Annotated in this window: 18 protein-coding genes; 5 read left to right on the forward strand and 13 right to left on the reverse strand. The window is 43.2% G+C overall.

Features of this window, described 5'->3' with window-relative positions; genetic code table 11:
• Positions 1-346: 346 nt before the first annotated feature.
• Both JCM16456_RS18360 and JCM16456_RS18365 read left to right on the forward strand, forming a co-directional pair.
• Entirely contained in the window at positions 347-952 is a 606-nt protein-coding gene (locus JCM16456_RS18360) for a GntR family transcriptional regulator (RefSeq protein WP_082712372.1), read from the forward strand.
• Positions 949-1599 carry a GntR family transcriptional regulator gene (locus JCM16456_RS18365; RefSeq protein WP_156430597.1) on the forward strand — a complete coding sequence of 217 codons (651 nt, stop codon included), beginning with the start codon at positions 949-951 and terminating at the stop codon, positions 1597-1599. Before JCM16456_RS18360 ends, JCM16456_RS18365 begins: the two co-directional genes overlap by 4 nt.
• Before the next feature lie 109 nt (positions 1600-1708).
• Here JCM16456_RS18365 and JCM16456_RS18370 read toward each other — a convergent pair whose 3' ends face one another.
• From JCM16456_RS18370 to JCM16456_RS18395, 6 genes are read right to left on the reverse strand one after another with little or no spacing between them, the layout of a single operon-like run.
• Entirely contained in the window at positions 1709-2995 is a 1287-nt protein-coding gene (locus tag JCM16456_RS18370; RefSeq protein WP_408068380.1) for a sodium ion-translocating decarboxylase subunit beta, read from the reverse strand.
• 38 nt (positions 2996-3033) lie between these two features.
• The gene (gene oadA, locus JCM16456_RS18375) at positions 3034-4836 is read right to left on the reverse strand and encodes a sodium-extruding oxaloacetate decarboxylase subunit alpha (protein ID WP_068717236.1); all 1803 of its coding nucleotides are present in this window, start codon (positions 4834-4836) and stop codon (positions 3034-3036) included.
• Between the two features lie 23 nt (positions 4837-4859).
• On the reverse strand, positions 4860-5141 hold the full coding sequence (locus JCM16456_RS18380; protein WP_231894490.1) for an OadG family protein: 282 nt from the start codon (positions 5139-5141) through the stop codon (positions 4860-4862).
• Between the two features lie 31 nt (positions 5142-5172).
• A complete protein-coding gene (gene ttdB / locus JCM16456_RS18385) occupies positions 5173-5787 on the reverse strand; it encodes a L(+)-tartrate dehydratase subunit beta (RefSeq protein ID WP_068717240.1) in 615 nt (204 codons plus the stop codon).
• Positions 5784-6683 (reverse strand): L(+)-tartrate dehydratase subunit alpha, encoded by a 900-nt coding sequence (ttdA, locus tag JCM16456_RS18390; protein WP_068717242.1) that lies wholly within the window; start codon positions 6681-6683, stop codon positions 5784-5786. The genes ttdB and ttdA overlap by 4 nt, the downstream gene beginning before the upstream one ends.
• 22 nt (positions 6684-6705) lie before the next feature.
• Positions 6706-7971 carry an SLC13 family permease gene (locus JCM16456_RS18395; RefSeq protein WP_197655242.1) on the reverse strand — a complete coding sequence of 422 codons (1266 nt, stop codon included), beginning with the start codon at positions 7969-7971 and terminating at the stop codon, positions 6706-6708.
• A gap of 519 nt (positions 7972-8490) precedes the next feature.
• Here JCM16456_RS18395 and JCM16456_RS18400 point away from each other — a divergent pair.
• A complete protein-coding gene (locus JCM16456_RS18400) occupies positions 8491-8922 on the forward strand; it encodes an SH3 domain-containing protein (RefSeq protein WP_068717246.1) in 432 nt (143 codons plus the stop codon).
• A gap of 338 nt (positions 8923-9260) precedes the next feature.
• On the forward strand, positions 9261-10451 hold the full coding sequence (locus tag JCM16456_RS18405) for a GGDEF domain-containing protein (RefSeq protein ID WP_068717248.1): 1191 nt from the start codon (positions 9261-9263) through the stop codon (positions 10449-10451).
• A 90-nt stretch (positions 10452-10541) separates the two neighbouring features.
• On the opposite strand, the gene JCM16456_RS18410 is transcribed toward JCM16456_RS18405, so the two are convergent.
• The 7 genes from JCM16456_RS18410 to proX (JCM16456_RS18440) all read right to left on the reverse strand — a co-directional run bounded on the left by JCM16456_RS18410 (position 10542) and on the right by proX (JCM16456_RS18440) (position 17804).
• Positions 10542-10760: a hypothetical protein gene (locus tag JCM16456_RS18410; RefSeq protein WP_068717250.1), complete on the reverse strand. Its 219-nt coding sequence runs from the start codon at positions 10758-10760 to the stop codon at positions 10542-10544.
• Between the two features lie 287 nt (positions 10761-11047).
• Positions 11048-12394, reverse strand: a complete 1347-nt coding sequence (locus JCM16456_RS18415; RefSeq protein WP_068717252.1) for a magnesium transporter — start codon at positions 12392-12394, stop codon at positions 11048-11050.
• 279 nt (positions 12395-12673) lie between these two features.
• Positions 12674-13126 carry a MarR family winged helix-turn-helix transcriptional regulator gene (locus JCM16456_RS18420; RefSeq protein WP_068719035.1) on the reverse strand — a complete coding sequence of 151 codons (453 nt, stop codon included), beginning with the start codon at positions 13124-13126 and terminating at the stop codon, positions 12674-12676.
• Positions 13127-13198: 72 nt separating this feature from the next.
• Positions 13199-14200 carry a glycine betaine/L-proline ABC transporter substrate-binding protein ProX gene (gene proX / locus JCM16456_RS18425; RefSeq protein ID WP_068717254.1) on the reverse strand — a complete coding sequence of 334 codons (1002 nt, stop codon included), beginning with the start codon at positions 14198-14200 and terminating at the stop codon, positions 13199-13201.
• Entirely contained in the window at positions 14200-15324 is a 1125-nt protein-coding gene (gene proW / locus JCM16456_RS18430) for a glycine betaine/L-proline ABC transporter permease ProW (protein WP_068717257.1), read from the reverse strand. Before proW ends, proX (JCM16456_RS18425) begins: the two co-directional genes overlap by 1 nt.
• Positions 15321-16514, reverse strand: coding sequence for a glycine betaine/L-proline ABC transporter ATP-binding protein ProV (gene proV, locus JCM16456_RS18435; protein ID WP_068717259.1), 1194 nt, complete (start codon positions 16512-16514; stop codon positions 15321-15323). Before proV ends, proW begins: the two co-directional genes overlap by 4 nt.
• A gap of 276 nt (positions 16515-16790) precedes the next feature.
• On the reverse strand, positions 16791-17804 hold the full coding sequence (gene proX / locus JCM16456_RS18440) for a glycine betaine/L-proline ABC transporter substrate-binding protein ProX (RefSeq protein WP_068717261.1): 1014 nt from the start codon (positions 17802-17804) through the stop codon (positions 16791-16793).
• A gap of 434 nt (positions 17805-18238) precedes the next feature.
• On the opposite strand from proX (JCM16456_RS18440), the gene JCM16456_RS18445 reads away from it, so the two are divergent.
• Positions 18239-19129 carry a tetratricopeptide repeat protein gene (locus JCM16456_RS18445; protein WP_404819204.1) on the forward strand — a complete coding sequence of 297 codons (891 nt, stop codon included), beginning with the start codon at positions 18239-18241 and terminating at the stop codon, positions 19127-19129.
• Positions 19130-19223: the final 94 nt, after the last annotated feature.

The following is a 19223-nucleotide window of genomic DNA, read 5'->3' on the forward strand; positions in this document are numbered from 1 at the left end:
CCAGCCTTATCATTGCTTGATCAAAATTCTATAGATAAAGTACATGGCAAAGCGCCTTTGTACTTTGCGGTAAGTCAGCATTTAGTGAGTTGTCATTTACCGTATCCCCTATTTTTTGGGGCATATCTATAAAAAACAATCTCTAAAGTAGATTTATTTGTGTTTGGATAGCGAAAATGGGCGTTAGATCAGGAATTTTTCGCAGTGGTGATGGATATTTGAGCGGTTGTGGTGGTTTATTTAGCTACCTTTGCTTTTTCTGTTGCATTGAAACAACTCGCTATGCTGTTTGATTTTTTTAGATTGGATACGCTAATATGCAGCAAATAGTAGAGCATTAGAGCCGATGATGAATAGTATAAAAATTGCCAATACCAAGGATGAAGTATCAGAAATAATTAAACGTGAAATTATCCTAGGAAATTTGAAAGCTAATCAAACGGTGACACAGAACGATATCGCTGAACAGTTTGGCTTGTCTCGTATGCCGATTCGAGAAGCATTTAATGAATTGGTATCACAAGGCTTTTTAATCAAATTGCGTAGTCGAAAGCTAGTGGTTGCTAATATTTCATCGTTAACTGTTATAAATTATAATGAAGCTCTTTGTTCACTGGAATTATCTCTATTTGATAATATTGATGTGCCTAAATATATTGATGATTTAAAGTTGATATTAATAGCCAATGATTTTCCCCCTAAAGATAAGATCTTAAGATTCCATCAGTATATATCAGAGATTATAGCTGATCATTTTATTATAACCATGCATTATAATATGCTTAATTCATTTATTATTCCGTGTGTTAAATATTTTGATTTTCACACAAAAAGTGCCGTTGATGAACTAAAATTAGCAGTGGATAGCTTAGGAAAAAATGACATGATTTCATTTAAAAACAAGCTAAAAAAATCGAATGAAATTATTTTGGATAAATTGATAAACCAATGATGAATATCAAGCCCATAAAATTACTTCCCGCTCGAGAGCAGGTCGCTGCAGAACTTAGAAAAGCGATACTTTCCAACAAGTACAAACAAGGTGATACGATCGCGCTCGATGAGGTTTCTAAATCGTTGGGTGTTTCTGTCACCCCCGTACGAGAAGCCTTACAACTACTAAGTGCGGATGGATTGATCGCTCTTCGGCCCAATAAAGGGGCGATGGTACTTGGGATCACTGAGCAATATATAAAGGAGCATTTCGAACTTAGATTAATATTAGAGGGAGAGATGATTCGTAAAGTATGTAATAGTCAATCAGTCGACATCAGTGAAATTATTTCTGCATTTTCTGCTGCAGAAGTTGATCTAGAAGAAAATGATGCAAGAAATTATTCTCATTTGAATCAGGCGTTCCACATGGCAATATGGAATGCTGCTGGAAATCAAAGAATCGCTACCTTACTTAGCACGCTTTGGAATGGCTTATCTATAGGTTTAAATACCACAGAAAAAGAGTATGCCATTAAATCTATTATCGAACATAGAGAATTACTAAGTGCGATTAAAAATAAAGACGCAGATAGAGCTTGTAACTTAATGAAGGAGCATATCGAACGTAGTATGCGAGATATGCTGACGAACTTAGGCAATTAATCGGGTTCCCCATCTACCTAAATGACTCACCTTTAAGTACCATTTTTAGCATAATTTGATTGGGGTCTAAAACCCCAATCAAATTTATAAAATGCTCAAAAAAGGCAGATCATCCAAGCACATATTTGATCATCACGCCTGCGGCTACCGCAGAGCCGATCACACCAGCAACGTTTGGACCCATCGCATGCATCAGGAGGAAGTTTTGGTTATTGGCTTCCAAACCGATTTTGTTGGATACACGTGCCGCCATTGGTACGGCAGAGACCCCAGCAGAACCAATGAGTGGGTTAATCGGATCTTTAGAGAAGCGGTTAAGCAATTTCGCCATAAGCACACCGGCTGCAGTACCGACACAGAAGGCCAAAATACCTAAGCAGAGAATGCCGATGGTTTGTGGTTGCAAGAATTTATCCGCCATCAGTTTTGAGCCAACAGAGAGACCTAGGAAAATAGTCACAATGTTGATCAATCCATTTTGCGCTGTATCAGAGAGACGTTCTACCACACCACATTCACGCATTAAGTTACCAAAGCAGAACATGCCCAGTAGCGGGGTTGCTGATGGCAATAGCATCGCAATCAACACCAACAGCAGTAGCGGGAAGCAGATCTTTTCTAGCTTGTGCACTTGGCGAAGCTGACTCATCTGGATCTTACGTTCTGCATCGCTAGTTAAAGCACGCATAATCGGTGGTTGGATCATCGGCACCAATGCCATGTACGAGTAGGCAGCCACCGCGATAGCACCTAATAGCTCTGGTGCCAGCAAGCTGGATACGTAAATAGCGGTTGGGCCGTCAGCGCCACCGATAATACCGATAGCGGCTGCTTGAGATACGCTAAAGTCCATCACACCCAGTTGGCTAAGGCCTAATGCACCCAATACGGTGGTAAAGATACCGAATTGAGCTGCCGCGCCAAGAAGCAATGTTTTTGGGTTAGCCAGCAGTGGACCAAAGTCGGTCATTGCGCCTACACCCATAAAGATCACGAGTGGAGCCGCCCCTGACGCAATTGCCACATGATAGAACTGATACAGCATGCCATCAGTGTAAGTGTATTGCTCAGCCAGTAAGTTAAGAGACGCTAACTGGGTTGGTGTTGCGCTATGAATCGCCTCTTTAATGGCTTCTGCACCTGCCCCCGCACTCATGTGCAATACGTTAGCAAACGCCGCCATGACATCCGGTTTCGCTGCGTAAATCGCATTTTCGATTGCCGACATGGCCAAACCTGCGTCTGGCAAGTTAGACAAAATGCCACCAAAACCAATTGGAACCAAAAGAAGAGGTTCGAATTGTTTGACAATCGCCAAATAGAGCAATACCAGCCCGATGACGATCATCACGGCTTGTCCCCACTGTAAGTGGAAAAAGCCAAAGTCATTCACCATTGCGATGATGTTATCCATCATGGTTACACCTCACTCGATTATGCCAATACCAGTAGGGCATCACCCATTTGTACGGCATCACCTTCACTCACATCAATACTGCTTACGACACCATCATGAGGTGCACGAATTTCAGTTTCCATTTTCATTGCTTCAAGCGTGAGCAATACGTCACCTTCTTGCACTTGCTCGCCCGCTTTGGCGTTGATTTTCCAGATGTTACCTGCAAGAGGGGCATTCATGGTTTCGCCTGTTGCGGCAGCGACTGGTGCTGGAGCAGATTCTGCAACGGGAGCTGCAGGCGCGGTAGAGACTTGTGTAATGTCGCCACCTTCAGCCACTTTCACCACATAGTTTTGGTTGTTGACTGTGATGGTGTAGATACCAGCATCGGCTTTTTGGGTTGAATTTGCAGCGGTCACTTTTTTCTCTTCCTTCGTTGGTGCTTGAGGTGCAGGTTCAAATGCATCAGGGTTATTACGGTTAGCTAGGAATTTCCAAGCTACTTGGTCAAATAGAGCGACCATCAATACGTCATCAACGGCGTTTTCACTTAAGGTGATGCCTTTCTCTTTGGCTTGTTGAACAACAGATTGTTGCAGCTCCACCATTTCTGGCGCGATGTTATCTGCTGGACGACATGTGATGGCTTGTGCGCCATCTAACACGCGTTGTTGTAGCTCAGTGTTGACTGGCGCGGGAGTGCGGCCATATTCGCCTTTTAGGATACCGGCCGTTTCTTTGGTGATGCTCTTGTAGCGTTCACCCATCAAGACGTTGATAACCGATTGAGTACCCACAATTTGCGATGTTGGGGTAACCAGTGGGATAGAACCAAGGTCTTCACGAACGCGTGGGATTTCTTCCAATACTTGGTCAAGTTTGTCTAACGCATTTTGCTGTTTGAGCTGGTTTTCCATGTTGGTCAACATGCCGCCAGGCACTTGAGCAATCAGAATGCGTGAGTCAGAGCCTTTCATCATGCCTTCAAACGCATGGTATTTCTTACGTACTTCACGGAAGTATGCAGAAATTTTCTCTAGCTTGTGTAGGTCAAGACCCGTGTCGTAACCGGTGTTTTGCAATGTGGCTACGAGAGATTCTGTGGCAGGGTGGCCGTAAGTACCACTCATGCTTGAAATAGCGGTATCAACGCGGTCAACACCCGCTTCAATCGCTTTAAGCAGGGTCATGTCAGCCATGCCAGTGGTGGAGTGGCAGTGCAAGTGCAGTTCAACGTCGACTTGTTTTTTCAAGGTTTGAACCAACTCAGCAGCTTGGAAAGGCGTTAAAATGCCAGACATGTCTTTAATGGCAATTGAATCGACACCTTCTTCTGCCAATTGCTGCGCTACATCAACCCAAGTTTGTAGGTTGTGTGCCGGGCTGGTGGTGTAGCTTAGAGTGCCTTGCGCATGCGCGCCCTGTTTTTTCACAGCACGAATCGCTTGTTGCATGTTGCGCGGGTCGTTCATCGCATCAAACACGCGGAATACGTCCATACCATTTTTCACTGCACGCTCAACAAACGTATCAACCACGTCGTCAGCATAGTGGCGGTAGCCCAGTAGGTTTTGACCACGCAGCAGCATTTGCAGCGGCGTTTTAGGCATGGCTTTTTTTAGAGTGCGCAAGCGTTCCCATGGGTCTTCACCTAAGAAACGAATGCAACTATCAAATGTTGCGCCGCCCCAACACTCAAGAGACCAGTAACCGATGTCGTCAAGTTGTGCAGCAATAGGCAACATGTCGTCTAAACGTAGACGAGTTGCAAAAAGAGATTGGTGGGCGTCACGAAGCACTACGTCGGTAATACCAACGCGTTTAGTAGCCTGAGTCATCTCGAAGTTCTCCTTTATTATGATTATGAGTTTTGCTGTTGTTGAGCTCGATGGTGATGAACTGCAGCAGTTAAAACGGCGATTAATTGATCATCTTGTGCAGGTTTTGGAGCTACAACAGGTTTGGTTTTAGCTTTAGCTTTTGGTGCGACGGGAGGAGGCGCAAAGCGGGTAATGACGCGAGACATTCCCGTTGTTGCATAGACCAAAAAGATAAGGAAGATAAAGACAAATCCCATACCCAAAGTGAGTAGGTTAATGCCCTCCATAAAGAGCGATGTTTCTTGCATAGCAATCTTTCCAATAGGGCAGCATCATTGATGCTGCCCTGTATTGTTATTTGATGAATTTTACGTGTTGACAAATCTCTTCGTAGACCTGCTCTTTTCGTTGGTTGTAAATTACTTTCTTCTCTTCAAACAGGTTGCGCCCATGGGTATCAATCGAAACAATCAGTGGTCCAAATTCTTTTACTTTGCATACCCACAAAGTTTCAGGCATACCAAGGTCTTTCCAGTGTGCATCGACAATTTCTTCTACTTGAGTAGCAGCGCGTACGGCACAACCTGCCGGATACACGACATGTAAGGCTTTGTATTTCTCGCAGCCTTCTTGAGTACCCGCTCCCATGCCACCTTTACCGACGATCAGTTTTACACCGGTTTGCTCGATAAATTCTTTTTCAAATTTTTCCATGCGCATACTGGTTGTTGGGCCGATGGAGACCATCTCGTATTTATCATTATCTAGAGGGCGAATGATGGGGCCGGCATGAAATATCGCAAGGCCATTAATATCCACTGGTAGCTCGCGTTTTTCTTCGATAAGACGACGATGCGCTACATCGCGACAAGTGACTAAATATCCTGTTAGATAGATGACATCACCCACATTGATATCTTCAAGATCGCTAGAGGAAATAGGGGTGGTTAGGATCTTCTTGTCGCTCATAGTTCTACTCCTGAGTGTGATGTGATGGTGTAATTTAATTCATGATCAAAGACGATATGACCGCGACGATGTGACCAGCAGCCTGTGCTGACAGCAACACCGATAGTAGATGGATGGCGGGCACTATTTTCAATATGGACACCCATCACCGACTTGTTGCCAGACATACCTTGTGGGCCTAAACCAATTTTATTGATGCCGTCTTCTAAGAGCTGCTCCATCTTCGCGGCGCGTTCATTTTCATTGTGGCTACCAATCGGGCGCATGAGTGCTTTTTTGGACAATAGGGCGGCCGTTTCTACTGAGGTTGCCACACCGACACCAACCAACAGAGGAGGGCAAGCGTTTAGGCCATAGCTGGTCATGATATCGAGAACAAACTCGGTCACACCTTCATAGCCCATGCCGGGCATGAGCACGCCAGCTTTGCCGGGTAAGGTGCAGCCGCCGCCTGCCATGTAGGCATCAATTTCTAATGTGTCGCTATCTGGAATCATTTCCCAGAAAATAGAGGGCGTACCTTTACCAATATTTTTGCCAGTATTATATTCGTCGAATGTTTGTACACTGTTGTGTCTTAACGGAGCGTTTTCTGTGGCATACAAAACAGACTCGGTTAGCACTTTCTCTAACTTTCCGATATAAGGAAAGTTCTCACCACATTTTAAGAAAAATTGAATTACACCCGTATCTTGGCAACTTGGTCTATTTAATTCTCTTGCCAAATTTTGGTTCTCAAACATGGTGCTGTATATGGCAGTCGCCAATCGAGAATCTTCTTGGGTACGTAATTCAGTTAATTTGTTCATTACATCATCAGGTAATATTTTACCTATCAGAGAAACGAACTTTCCCATCGTGATCGTCATTTCTTCAATTTTGGATTGATTATTCACATTGATTCTCCAGTAGTAATAATTAATGAAAGAATGGATATAAAATAGGGAGCAAAATCATGCTGACAATCGTCGATACGACAATCAGCGGTAACCCTGATTTCATATAATCACTGAATTTGAAACCGCCAGGGCCTAATACCATCGCGTTGGCTGGCATGCCGATTGGTGTGGCGTAGGCGAGTGAGCCACCGATAACGACCGCCATCATGACAGCACGAGGATCCGCGCCAATGCTCATTGATATGGACATGCCGATAGGGACCAGTAAAGCCGTTGTCGCGGTATTGGACATAAAATTGGTGAGCACAACCGCGAGCATGAAAATGACAAACATAATAAGGAACATTGAGGCATGACTTCCTAAGGAATTTAATACCGATGTGGCAATTTGTTCACCAGCCCCTGTCTTTTGCATCGCCTGTGCAAGCCCTAACGTTCCGCCGAATAAAAATATCGTTTTCATGTCGATTGAACGATAAACCTGTTGTTCATTTATAACGCCAACAATAGGAAGAATTAACGCACCAATAGCACCAGAAATATGAAGTGGAATACCAATCTGTTTCTCAAAAACCATGGCTAGAATAGTAATGGTTAATACAACAAGAGATGTATATTTCTTCCAGTTTGGAATGTGGCTATAGTCGATTTCATCTTCTTCATGCTTATTACTGGCGTTTGTATTCGGCAAATATTTATAACCAAAAGTAGCAATAAATAGGGTACCGATGATTAACATTGGTAAGCCAACATAGGCATATTCAAAAAAGCTGAATCCTAGATTTACTTCCTCTAAAGCTGATTGGGCGATCATGTTGCCTGGGGCGCCAATGAGACTCAAATTGCCGCCCATCGCTGCCGCAAAGACCACTGGCATCAGCAATTTGGAGCGTGAAAATCCTGATTTTGCCGCTAACCCAACCACGACAGGGATTAAAACGGCCGCGGTGCCGGTATTGGAGAGAAGGCCGGACATGAGTCCGGTGATGGTCATAGTTGCGACCACCAATTGTTTTTCTGTCTTAGCAAATTTGGTAACGATACCGCCAATTTGCTTCGCCATTCCCGTTTCAAAAAGAGCGGCACCGATAATGAACATGTCCACAAATAGAACGACATTCTTATTGATGAAACCGGAAAATGCTTCGTGTGCGTCAAGTACTCCGGTCAAAACTAAAGCAACGCACACTAACATCGAGGTAAGCGCTAGTGGGATTCGCTCCCAAACGAACATCACTACTGCAAAGAGCAGAATGATCAGTGTAATGGATGTAGGGGCCATCATGTCTCCTTAATATTTTATATTTGATAATGGATCCATTGAGGTGAACATTAAGCCAATATTGAGGTTTTGTCTTGATCATTTTTAAGGATCATTCATGAATCTTTGATGGAGTGCGCAATAATGCTATACAACGTGACGTATATCACCTTTGAGTCTGTGCTAATAAATTGATTTAAATCAATTTTTAAGGGTATTGATGCAGAATAAATCTAACCAAATAAGCTGCCTTGGTATGAGAAGTTATCCATAATGAGCTGTTAACAACACATTATGAGAGCGATTCCTAAAACCTATTGTATCTTTCTTTTCAAACTCGGCTGAATAAAGTGTTTGTGATAGGCATGTCACCTAAAAAAGCAACTAGGTGGGCTGACTGTTAAATATATCACAGAGGTAGGTGTTTGATTTGATGGACGTTGTTTAGGCATGATAGGGTGATATTTAAGCAATTTGTTTCATCGATCGTTAGGGATAATTCGGTTTTGATCTGCATTCGTGGAGTAGTATTAGGAGAAGAACGTGCGTAAATCAATGTTATTAGTAGCTCTAACTGCACTATTAGGTAGTGCGGCGGCGCAAGCTGAAACGTGTCCTGCAGGGAAAGTGTGCGCGCCTAAGGCTGCACACCAATCTGCTTCCCCAAAACAGCCGCAAGCACACAAGATGCCGCAAGCGGCAGCAACAAAAGAGAACATGGTCAATTCCCCTAAGCATGTTGCGAAGCAACCTGAAAGGGCAACTCAAATACCTAAATCACATCATGCACCAGGTTTGTATGTGGTGGCAGCGAAAAAACTCAATGTCCGTGCCACTCCTCAATTACGCTCGCCGATTGTAGGTACGTTACCTCGAGGTGAAAAAGTGAACGTTATTGAAATTGATAGTGGCTGGGCAAAAATCGTCTATCGGGGGAGAGTTAACTGGGTTAGTGCTACTTATTTGCATCGCTAATACCCTTTCGATTTGTATCTATCCCTCATCAAAGCACTTGTCATGATTCGCCGCCTTTAGCTCTAGCTGAAGGCGGTATTTTGTAACCGTCTCATTTATAGAACATTATATTGTTTATGGTTATTTATTCGCAAAAAAGCCAGTTGTGTCTCAAAATCGGACACTTTTGCAGGTGGGTTTCATCTATACTACGCGGCCTCAAGAGTTTTGGTTATTCTTTACCCTCTGTTCACCTAAAGGGCAAGTCGAAGTGGTCGCATTATCGCGAAAAAAGACTTACGTGAGAGCAGTGGTGAAGTGTAAAGCTGACAGTCCTTTATGGTGAGAATTAGTTATTTGTGAATATTTATCAGCTAACCAGTACGGCAAATATTGTTAACGTACTTGGTACGTCAGCCATTGCGTGTTTTTTCTTACATCAAGTAAGTATGAATATTACCGGGGAAAAGAAACAAGCTGCGAATCGTTTTTTCGTCGGGTTCTTTTTGCTTGGATTTGCTTTCATTTCTTTTTCATTTTCGTTTGATTCTTGGGCGCACCAAGCTTGGTCAACTCTGTTTAACAATATGCTGTATGTCGCAGCTTGTTACTCATTGCTCATCGGTGTGATCAGTTGGTATCAATACACCATTTCTAGACGCCATATCATATTAATGCATCTGCATATTATATTGTTTGGTTTAGTTCAAGTTGCTATTTATTTGTATGTAGCGAATTCCGAGTACCTGAGAATCGCTTTGTGCGTTGGTACTGTAGCTTGTATTCTGTTTTGTGCTTTTGTTTTTGCTTGGCGCCATCGCCGTCCAGAACATCAGGGCGAGAAATACATATGTCTAGCCATGTTGGTATGCTTCGCTGCGTCACTGATACCGTTTTTACTATTGATGAAAACGGAAAGCTTTGAAATTTACGGCTTAAGCATTGTTGTGACTCAAATTTTAGCGTCAGATTTTCTACTCGGCGCCTTAATGTCGCTGTTTCTATTTGACCAAATCAATTGGCACTATCGACGTTCGATTCGAGATGAGCTAACCGGTTTGTATAATCGCCGCTATTTCCGAGACCAGTTAGCTGAGCACGTTTCTGTGCATGGACAGCGCGGTATCGTTGCAATGATCGATATTGACCATTTTAAAAAGGTCAATGATGCTTATGGGCATGATGTGGGTGATAAGGTCATGATCAATGTTGCCGACGTATTACAAGAGCACATACCAATGAAAGGTGTGTTAGCTCGATACGGTGGTGAAGAATTTGTTATGTATGCACCTTGGCCAAACTTAGGAGTAGCTCGTACCCATCTTGACGAGATACGTAAGGCAATAGAGAAACAAATATTTTATGGAGATGGTTATCGTTTTGGTATCACCATTTCAATTGGTTGTGCGCAATTATCTGCGGATATTGATGTCGTCGAAAGTGTGAAATGTGCCGACCACGCTTTATATCAATCAAAAGTCCAAGGTCGCAACCAAGTAACGGTGATGGAAAGTCGTAATGCGACAGGTTTACATCACCGTCCTGCGTAAGTGAAAGCCTAAAATAGACGCGAACCCTCAGTAATCTCTGTTTCGCAAGTCAATAGCCAAGTAATGGATGCGACGAAAGGTGCTGTGAACTCAATGCATCGTCGGATTAAATAAATCGGCTAGTTGTTGTAAGTTTAAACGTGAAAACCATTGGTGTTCTGGCTGTTGCAGTGCTTTTGGCATAGGGACAGTAAAAATGGGATCGTTATGGCGTACGGGGAAGCCAAAGCTGTCTGGCCAGTGTGATGTGCCTTGTGGGTGTTGCGCGCTCTCTTCGATATGCAGTTGCCAGTGTGGATAATGATTCATATTTTCCCTCTTTGTGATCAAGATGAAAAAACAGCATTCATTGGGGGCATGTTATTGCCCTAAATATTGTGAAATGCATAAAGTTAAGTGATATGTGCTTTGGTGTGGTGAAATTTGACTCAACGTTCAATATGAAAATTCGCCAACTACGGACTTAACCCTATATTACCTATATGGTTATAACTGGCTCAAATTCAAGTGGATTACCATATTATGCTGAGTTTTTAGCAATAAAAAAGGATTCCTCTGTAAGAAGAATCCTTTTCTGATGTAATCGCTAGTGGATATTAGAGCATGACTAAGCTTGCCGTGCCCAAAAATGCAAAAAAGCCAATCACATCTGTTACCGTGGTTAAAATGACAGAACCTGCCAGTGCGGGATCGAGCTTAAATTTATCGAGCAAAATGGGAATAATTACCCCAAAGAACGCGGCGATGGCCATATTCACCACAATAGCAAGCGCGATGGTGTAGCCCAAAACGGGAGACTGAAACCAAAGGCCTGCGATACCGCCGATAATCACCGCCCAGATAACGCCATTGATAGATCCAATACTCAATTCATTTTTAAGAAGGGCAAGCCGGTTACCAATGGTGACCTGATTAAGCGCCATACCTCGGACCATGAGCGTTAGAGTTTGGCTACCAGCAATACCGCCCATAGACGCAACGATTGGCATCAGTACCGCAAGTGCAACGACTTGAGAGATGACATCTTCAAATAAGCCTATGGTTACCGATGCTAAAATAGCCGTGAGAAGATTAATCCCTAACCAAACACCACGCTTTTGGGTACCTTTGAGAATGGGAGTAAAGAGATCGTCTCCTTCATCCATACCCGTACCAGCCATCAAACGGGCTTCGTAAATTTCTCGCTGGGTGCTTAGGGCAAATTGCCAATCAACATGGCCGACTAATGCATCATGATCGTCAGTCACAGGTACAACAGGAAAATCAGAATGTTCAATGGCATCAATGGCATCATTTAAGGATTGATGGGAATTTAAGGTAACTAAGTGCTCCTGAGCTAACGTTTTTAGTTGAGTGGTATCGTCTGCTTGCAGAATGTCACTGTAAAGCACCATGCCTCGAAACGTTTTATTACGGTTAATCAGATAGACGTATTTCGGTGTTTCAAACTGGTTTTTTTCCAGTAAACCACGGGCTCGTTTTACACTAATAGAAAAAGGCAGGGTAAACACTTTTTGTTCTACCCAGCGACCAATTTCTTCATCGTCATAGACTTTCGCGCGGTCGTATAGCTCTAATTCGTCGCGGCTGATTAACCGCATCGCATCAGCAATGAGCTCATCAGGTAAGGAATCTGACCATTCAATTAAGGATAAGTTATCCAATTTAGCTAGAGTGAGTTTCAGCTCGGTCTCAGAAAGGGCATTAATAATGGAAATACGAGCTTCGGCGCGCATCTCTGTTAGCACAGAAATGTGCAATTCCAGAGGAAGGTTACGCCACATCCTAACACGTTGGTCGATAGGAAAAGCTTCTAAAAGCAGCGCAATAGACCCTTCATCAAGGTCGTTATCGACCATCTCATTAAGTTGAACAATTTGTTGCTGTTCGTCGGCTTGTGCCAGTCGCTCAATCAGCAAGGAAACGTCTTGGTATTCGTTCAACGTTATACTCCCGTTAAATAGGTGGTCTTATTTGTCATATCGTCGCTAATTCAATGATTACTATAGAACAATTATCATGGAACGAGAGGGCGCTAAAGTGCATGAGATTGACGAAAAATACAACCCCAAATTACAAATATCCGTTAGCATTTAGTTTATGAGCTAGGGCTAAATTTTGCCAAACAAAGCTCGTAATAAAATTAATGTACTAATCTAGCTCTCATTTTTACAACGGGGACGAAATGGAAAGTCATGTTGACTGAAAGTGGTTAAAAGAAGCTAAGAATGAGGGAGGGTGGGTTGATCATCTTGCGTATTCATCATCTGTGATAAACGCTGTAGCGATGACAGTAATAAGGTTTGTTCCCATGGCGCTAATGATTCGAGTTGCTCTATCACGTCTTGATGCAATAACTGTGGCGCTTGAGCGAGCAGAATTTTGCCTTGCTCAGTTAGCTTTGCGTGCACTTTGCGTTTATCTACGATATCTCGAGTTCGTACGATTAGTCCACGGGCTTCTAAACGATCCAGAATACTCGTCGCTGTTGCTTGACTCATATTGGCTTGTTTTGACAACTGGCGAATGGTTTGTTTACCAGATTCATCAACTGACCTTAGCAGTAATAGCTGCGGACTGGTTAAGCCAAAATCCCGATTAAGCTTTTTTGACCGTAAGTCAATTGCTCGAATGATCTGTCGAATTGAGATCAACACTTCTTCATGCAGTTCCAACATTCACTCCTTGGGGTTGAACTAATGGCAATGTAGGCAGGCACGTTGGCCTGCCTAATAATTAGATCATGGTTATTTGGCCGCTTGCTTAGCAGCTTTAATCCATGAATCGAATAAGGCTTGGTGAGCCTTAATCCAACCGTTAGCATGAGATTCAATATCGCGTGGTGAATTGTGACCACGACTCATCATCATGTTTTCGGCGTTAATATCGTTAATGCTTAGCTTCATTTCTGCGAATAGCTTCGCTGCAGCTGGGTTTTGCTCAGCAAACTTCTTATTAGCAACAATGTGTTCGCTGTTCATTGGGAAGCCGTAATCTTTACCGTTTGGCAATTTGGTTGATGCATTTGGTTTGCCCGGAACCGCAGAAAATGGGACCTCAAGCCAAATCACATCTTTACCTGGGACCAATACACCACTTACCCAATAAGGTGTCCATGTGTAATAGAAAATAGGCTGACCTTTCTTATAACGGGTAATGGTATCGGCCATGATAGTGGCGTACTGACCTTGATTATGCTCAACAGTACCACGCAATTTATAAGCATCTAACTGATGTTCAATTGCCTCTTCACAACCCCAACCTGGGTTACAACCAGACAGATCGGCTTTACCATCACCGTCAGCATCAAAGAGCTTGGCAATTTTTGGATCGTGGAATTGCTTCAAATTGGTGATGTGGTATTTTTCAGCGGTTTTTTTATCAATCAAATACCCTTGAGCTGCACCTGTAACGTATTCACCTGCGCGGTAAAATTTATCATCACCACCTGCTTTAGCGTACTTGTTGTCATGCAGTGGTTTCCAGTTTGTCGTCATATAAGTGGCATCACCTTCAGCAATTGAGGTATAAGCCACGTTATAGTCCACTTCTTTGGTTGGTAATACGTTATAGCCAAGTGCTTCCATCGCTTTGTTAACGATTAAGGTTTGGAAAGTTTCTTCAGCAATGGTCGATTGGACCGGTTGTACCGTAATTCCGTCACCAGGCAATGATTCAGCATAAGCAGTACTGGTTACAGCAGTGATAGATAGTCCCGTCAGGAGTACGGTTTTCCATGCGTGTTTCATTACGCTTCTCCTAGATTTTTCTTGGTTGTTTGTGAATTTGATGTCTCGTGTTTTTTACGTCTAAAAAAGATGGAAATTGGGCCTGTCTCATACCAACGGGTGCGTTGGTCACGGTTTTGCTCACCTACGCTTTGCGTGATGCGGTCAAGCAAAATAGCCAGAATAACTATGCCTAAACCACCCACAGCAGCAAGCCCCATATCAAGACGACCGATACCGCGTAAGACCATTTGTCCTAAACCGCCAACAGCGATCATCGACGCAATAACGACCATAGAAAGTGATAGCATCAGTGTTTGGTTAACCCCGGCCATAATGGTAGGCATCGCCAGCGGCAATTGAATGCGATATAACATTTGCTTTGGACTTGCCCCAAATGAGTGTCCCGCTTCGATAAGCTCTTCAGGTACGTGTTGAATCCCTAAGATAGTTAAACGCACAATAGGAGGCAGAGCGAAGATGATGGTGACCACCACGCCTGGCACATTACCGATACCAAACAGCATAACGATAGGTACTAAGTACACGAATGCGGGCGTGGTTTGCATGGCATCAAGCATTGGGCGAACAATTTTGGCTGCTTTCGGGCTTCTTGCTAGCCAGATCCCCATGGGTAATCCGATCAGCAAACAGAAAAAGACCGATGTCATCACCAGAGCTAAGGTGACCATTGCTTGTTCCCAGGCACCAATTAACCCAATGACAATCAGAGAAATAAAAGAAGCAACCCCAAGTTTTCGTCCTGCAAATTGCCAAGCGAGGAGACCTAAAATGATTAACATGATAGGTGCGGGCGTCGCGACTAACGCGGTTTGAAACGACGTTAAAATAAAATCAATCGGTACGCGAATAGCTTGGAAAACCGGACGACCATGGAATACTAACCAATTAAGCGCGGTTTCTACCCAATGATCGAACGGGATCACTGCATCGTTAAATGGGTGTAACCAGTCAAATGGAGGCTCAGTTGGTGTCGCGTTTAACCAATCGGCAGACGCTTGAGCGGTCGTTGTGGCAGCTCCCCATGGATCACTACTTGAAGCTGTCTGCGCTGCGCTAGCCCATGGATCCGCTGCTTGTGCGGCACTGGTTGCTGTGTCTACAGTCGTTGTCTCGATACTCATAGTGACTCCCTATCTAAAGTTTGTAGCAATCGTGATTTAGTAATAACGCCATAATAGTTGCCTTGCTCATCAACTACAGGTACCGCGTAACTTACGCTGGCAACTTGACTGATGAGTTCGCCAACGGCGACATCCGGGTCAATCGTGATGGTGTCGGAAAGTAGAGCACTAGTGAGAGAACGTTTTTCTCGTTTCGCTTCTTCTAACGAATCAACTGAAACGATGCCTGAATATTTGTTGGATTTGTCCACGACAATGCCGTAGTCGCGGTCTCCATCAAGTAGCAATTGCATCGCTGCTGCGGGGCCATCATTGTCGTGTTTCTTAAATAGAGTACCAGGACGTTTTCGAGCAATGTCTTTTGCACTGTATACGGAAGCCACATTGACACCTTTAAAGAAGGATTCAACGTAATCGTTAGCTGGATTATGCAGAATTTCATCTGGTGTACCTACTTGCACGACAACACCATCTTGCATAATCGCGATACGGTCACCAATACGCATGGCTTCATCTAAGTCGTGGGAAATAAACACGATAGTGCGTTGGTCATCATTTTGTAGACGAATGAGTTCGTCTTGCATTTCGGTACGAATGAGTGGGTCAAGTGCTGAAAATGCTTCATCCATTAGTAGGATGTCTGGGTCATTTGCTAAAGCGCGGGCAAGACCTACGCGTTGTTTCATCCCCCCTGATAGTTCGTCTGGATAAGAATCAATATAAGCATCAAGGCCAACGCGTTCCAATGCTTCTTGCGCTGTTTGGTGACGAGTCGCTTCATCAATTCCAGCTAGCTCTAATCCGAAGGCCGCGTTTTCAATCACGGTCATGTGTGGCATGAGGGCGAAGTTTTGAAACACCATTGCGATGTTTTTACGACGTACTGCTCGTAATTGTTCGTCACTCATTTGGGCAATATCATCACCTTTGAGTCTTACTTCTCCTCGAGTTGGCTCGATGAGCCGATTAAGGAGACGAACTAGCGTTGATTTACCAGACCCTGAAAGGCCCATGATCACGAAGATTTCCCCTTCGTTGATCTTGAGTGACACGTCTTTGACCCCTACAGTGAGCCCAGTCTTTTCGAAAATTTGGTCCTTGTTCAGGCCTTTTTCTAAGAGAGGGAACGCCTCCTTAGGGGATTCTCCGAATACCTTGTAGAGGTTGTTCACTTCTAAGATGGTAGACATATAAATATCCTTTGTTGTCTTTATTGTGAAGTGCATCTAGCAACAAAACTGTATAGTACCCTAAACATTATTTTAGGATTTTTCAAGCGTAAGTGTCAGAAAATTGTGAGGCTTAATTTGTAATATTATGTTTTTATTGGTATTTATCTCGTTATTAAATTTTTATAATAGTTTGTTGTGAAATGTTTTGAGTTGAATTTATTGGCGTGAGGGAGGTGAAAAAACACCCAGAGATTTCGCTCTGGGTGTGATTAAAATACAACCTATTTGAGAAGGTTAAGAAGAATGTTTAGCGGCTTGTTTGGCAATCGCTATCCATTGATCAAATTGTTTTTGATGGGTCTTAATCCAAGCATCAGCGTGTGCTTCAATATCACGAGCTGAACCACGGCCTTGTGCCATCATTTGGTTTTCTGCACTGATGTCATTAATATCGATTTTCATGATTGAGAATAACTTAGCGGCGGCAGGGTTGTTTTCGGCGAACTCTTTATTCGCTGCAATTTTCTCCGAGTTCATCTGAAAGCCAAAGTTTTTACCATTCGGTAATGTTGTGTCAGTGTTTTTACGTGAGCCTGGCAGGGACGAAAAAGGCACTTCTAACCAAACGACATCTTTTCCTGGTACGAGAACGCCACTTACCCAATACGGTGTCCAAGTGTAATACAGGATAGGTTTGCCTTTTTTGTAGAGAGAAATCGTGTTGGCGATGATGGCGGAATACTTACCTTGGTCATGTGTGACAGTGTCACGTAGGTGGTAGGCGTCAAGTTGGTGCTCGATAACCGATTCACATCCCCACCCAGGATTGCAGCCAGTTAAATTGGCTTTGCCATCCCCATCAGTATCAAAGAGCTGAGCTAGTTTGGGGTCTCTTAATTGCTCGATATTGGTGATGTGGTACTTGTCCGCGGTTTTCTTATCAATCAAATAACCTTGCGCCGCGCCAGTAACTAAGTCGCCTTTGCGATAAAAACGTTTATCGCCGCCGGCTTTTTGATACTTGTCGTTATGCAATGGGGCCCAGTTAACCGCCATGTAAGTCGCATCGCCTGCCGCAATAGAGGTGTAGGCAACGTTATAATCTACTTCTTTTGTTGGCAGCACATTGTAGCCGAGCGCTTGCATCGCTTTGTTTACGATGAGAGTTTGAAAGGTTTCTTCGGGTGTGGTGGATTGCAGTGGTTGTACGGTGATCCCTTCGCCAGGTAGAGGCGCTGCTATTACACAAGTGCTTATCGCACCAAGACCCATAGTGGCTGTGAGTGTGATTTTCCGTATCAATGACATTGTGTCCTCCTGAGACATTGTTTTAAATTCAAATTCATTTTTCACCTACTCAATTTCGATAGTTGAAAACTGAGGTACTTCTTCTCCTTTAGTGAGGTTATTTCACATTTTATTAAAATATGAATTCTGTTATTAACCAAATAAATTATTAGAGTTCAAATGTATTTTTGTTGATATAGAATGATTTACCTCGTGGTATTTAATGGATGTTTTGACTTTTTATAACAAAATCATCAAACAATATGTTAGAGTTCTAAATATATTAATACGATATCCTAGCTTTATTTACAACCCTGTTGGGTAGATGTGCGTTGTAACATCTGTTTTACTTTACATGAGTGAAGGTTGAAAAAAGTTTCGTCATGTGCGAAATGAAAAGAGTAGGTCGTCATCAACAAATCGTTTAATTAGAAACTAACAATCGAGGAGTTCCTGTGATAGGACGTGTGCTTCCCTTACTATTGGCAACCGCTGCTTTGTTTTCTGTGGTAAGTGCTAATGCTGATGAGAAAAAAGAGCCCGATAATCAAACCCCTACGTATTCGCAAACGGATATGCTCGACCGACCTTTGATGGAGCGATATATCCTAGATGAACTCAAATCACTTCGCCAAGATCAGCAAGATCTCGAACGCCGACTCACGGTGCAGATTACAGATAGAGAATTGGCTGTGGCCGATAAATCAATGAACTATGCCAATGTTACGGTGACGTACTTTTTCTATATCATCGCTGGCGTTGCATCGTTAATTGCCCTGATTGGTTGGCATTCCTTACGCGAAGTGAAAGTCAATACAACGGAAATGGCCGATAAGCGTTTGAATAAAATTGCACAAGAGTATGAAAAGAAATTTTTGGCACTTGAACGAGATTTGAAACGTAAAACGCGCATTATTTCTGACAACAACCGTGAAATTGAAATCATTAATGAGATACATAACTTGTGGCTGAGAGCACAAAGTATGCAAACTGCGGATCAGCGTATTGAAGTGTATGACGAAATTCTAAAAATTAGACCGGGAGACCTTGAAGCGCTGACTTATAAAGCCGATGCAGTTATGGCAATAAAAGAGTATCACTGGGCGATGAGCCTATGTAATCGCGTACTTGAGCTGGATGAAAATAATGGGCCAGCACTCTATCAACGTGCATGTGCGTATGCCCGTTTAGGGGCCGAAGAGCAGGCGATTGAAGATTTGCAACGTGCGGTTGAAACAAGCCCATCCCTTAAGGAAGCAGCAGCAGAAGAGGATGATTTGGAATCCTTGTATGGCAACAAAAAATTTGAGGCTTGGCTGCAAGGTGATCCAGAGAAAACTGACTAATTATCAAGGAATATATGTGCAATTATTCATAACAAACTATTATTGTCTTAACGATTAATTTTTATCATTAGACACGTTAGTTGTTTTTCTCCAT

Origin of the sequence: Vibrio tritonius (assembly GCF_001547935.1) — a bacterium.
GTDB lineage: Bacteria > Pseudomonadota > Gammaproteobacteria > Enterobacterales > Vibrionaceae > Vibrio > Vibrio tritonius.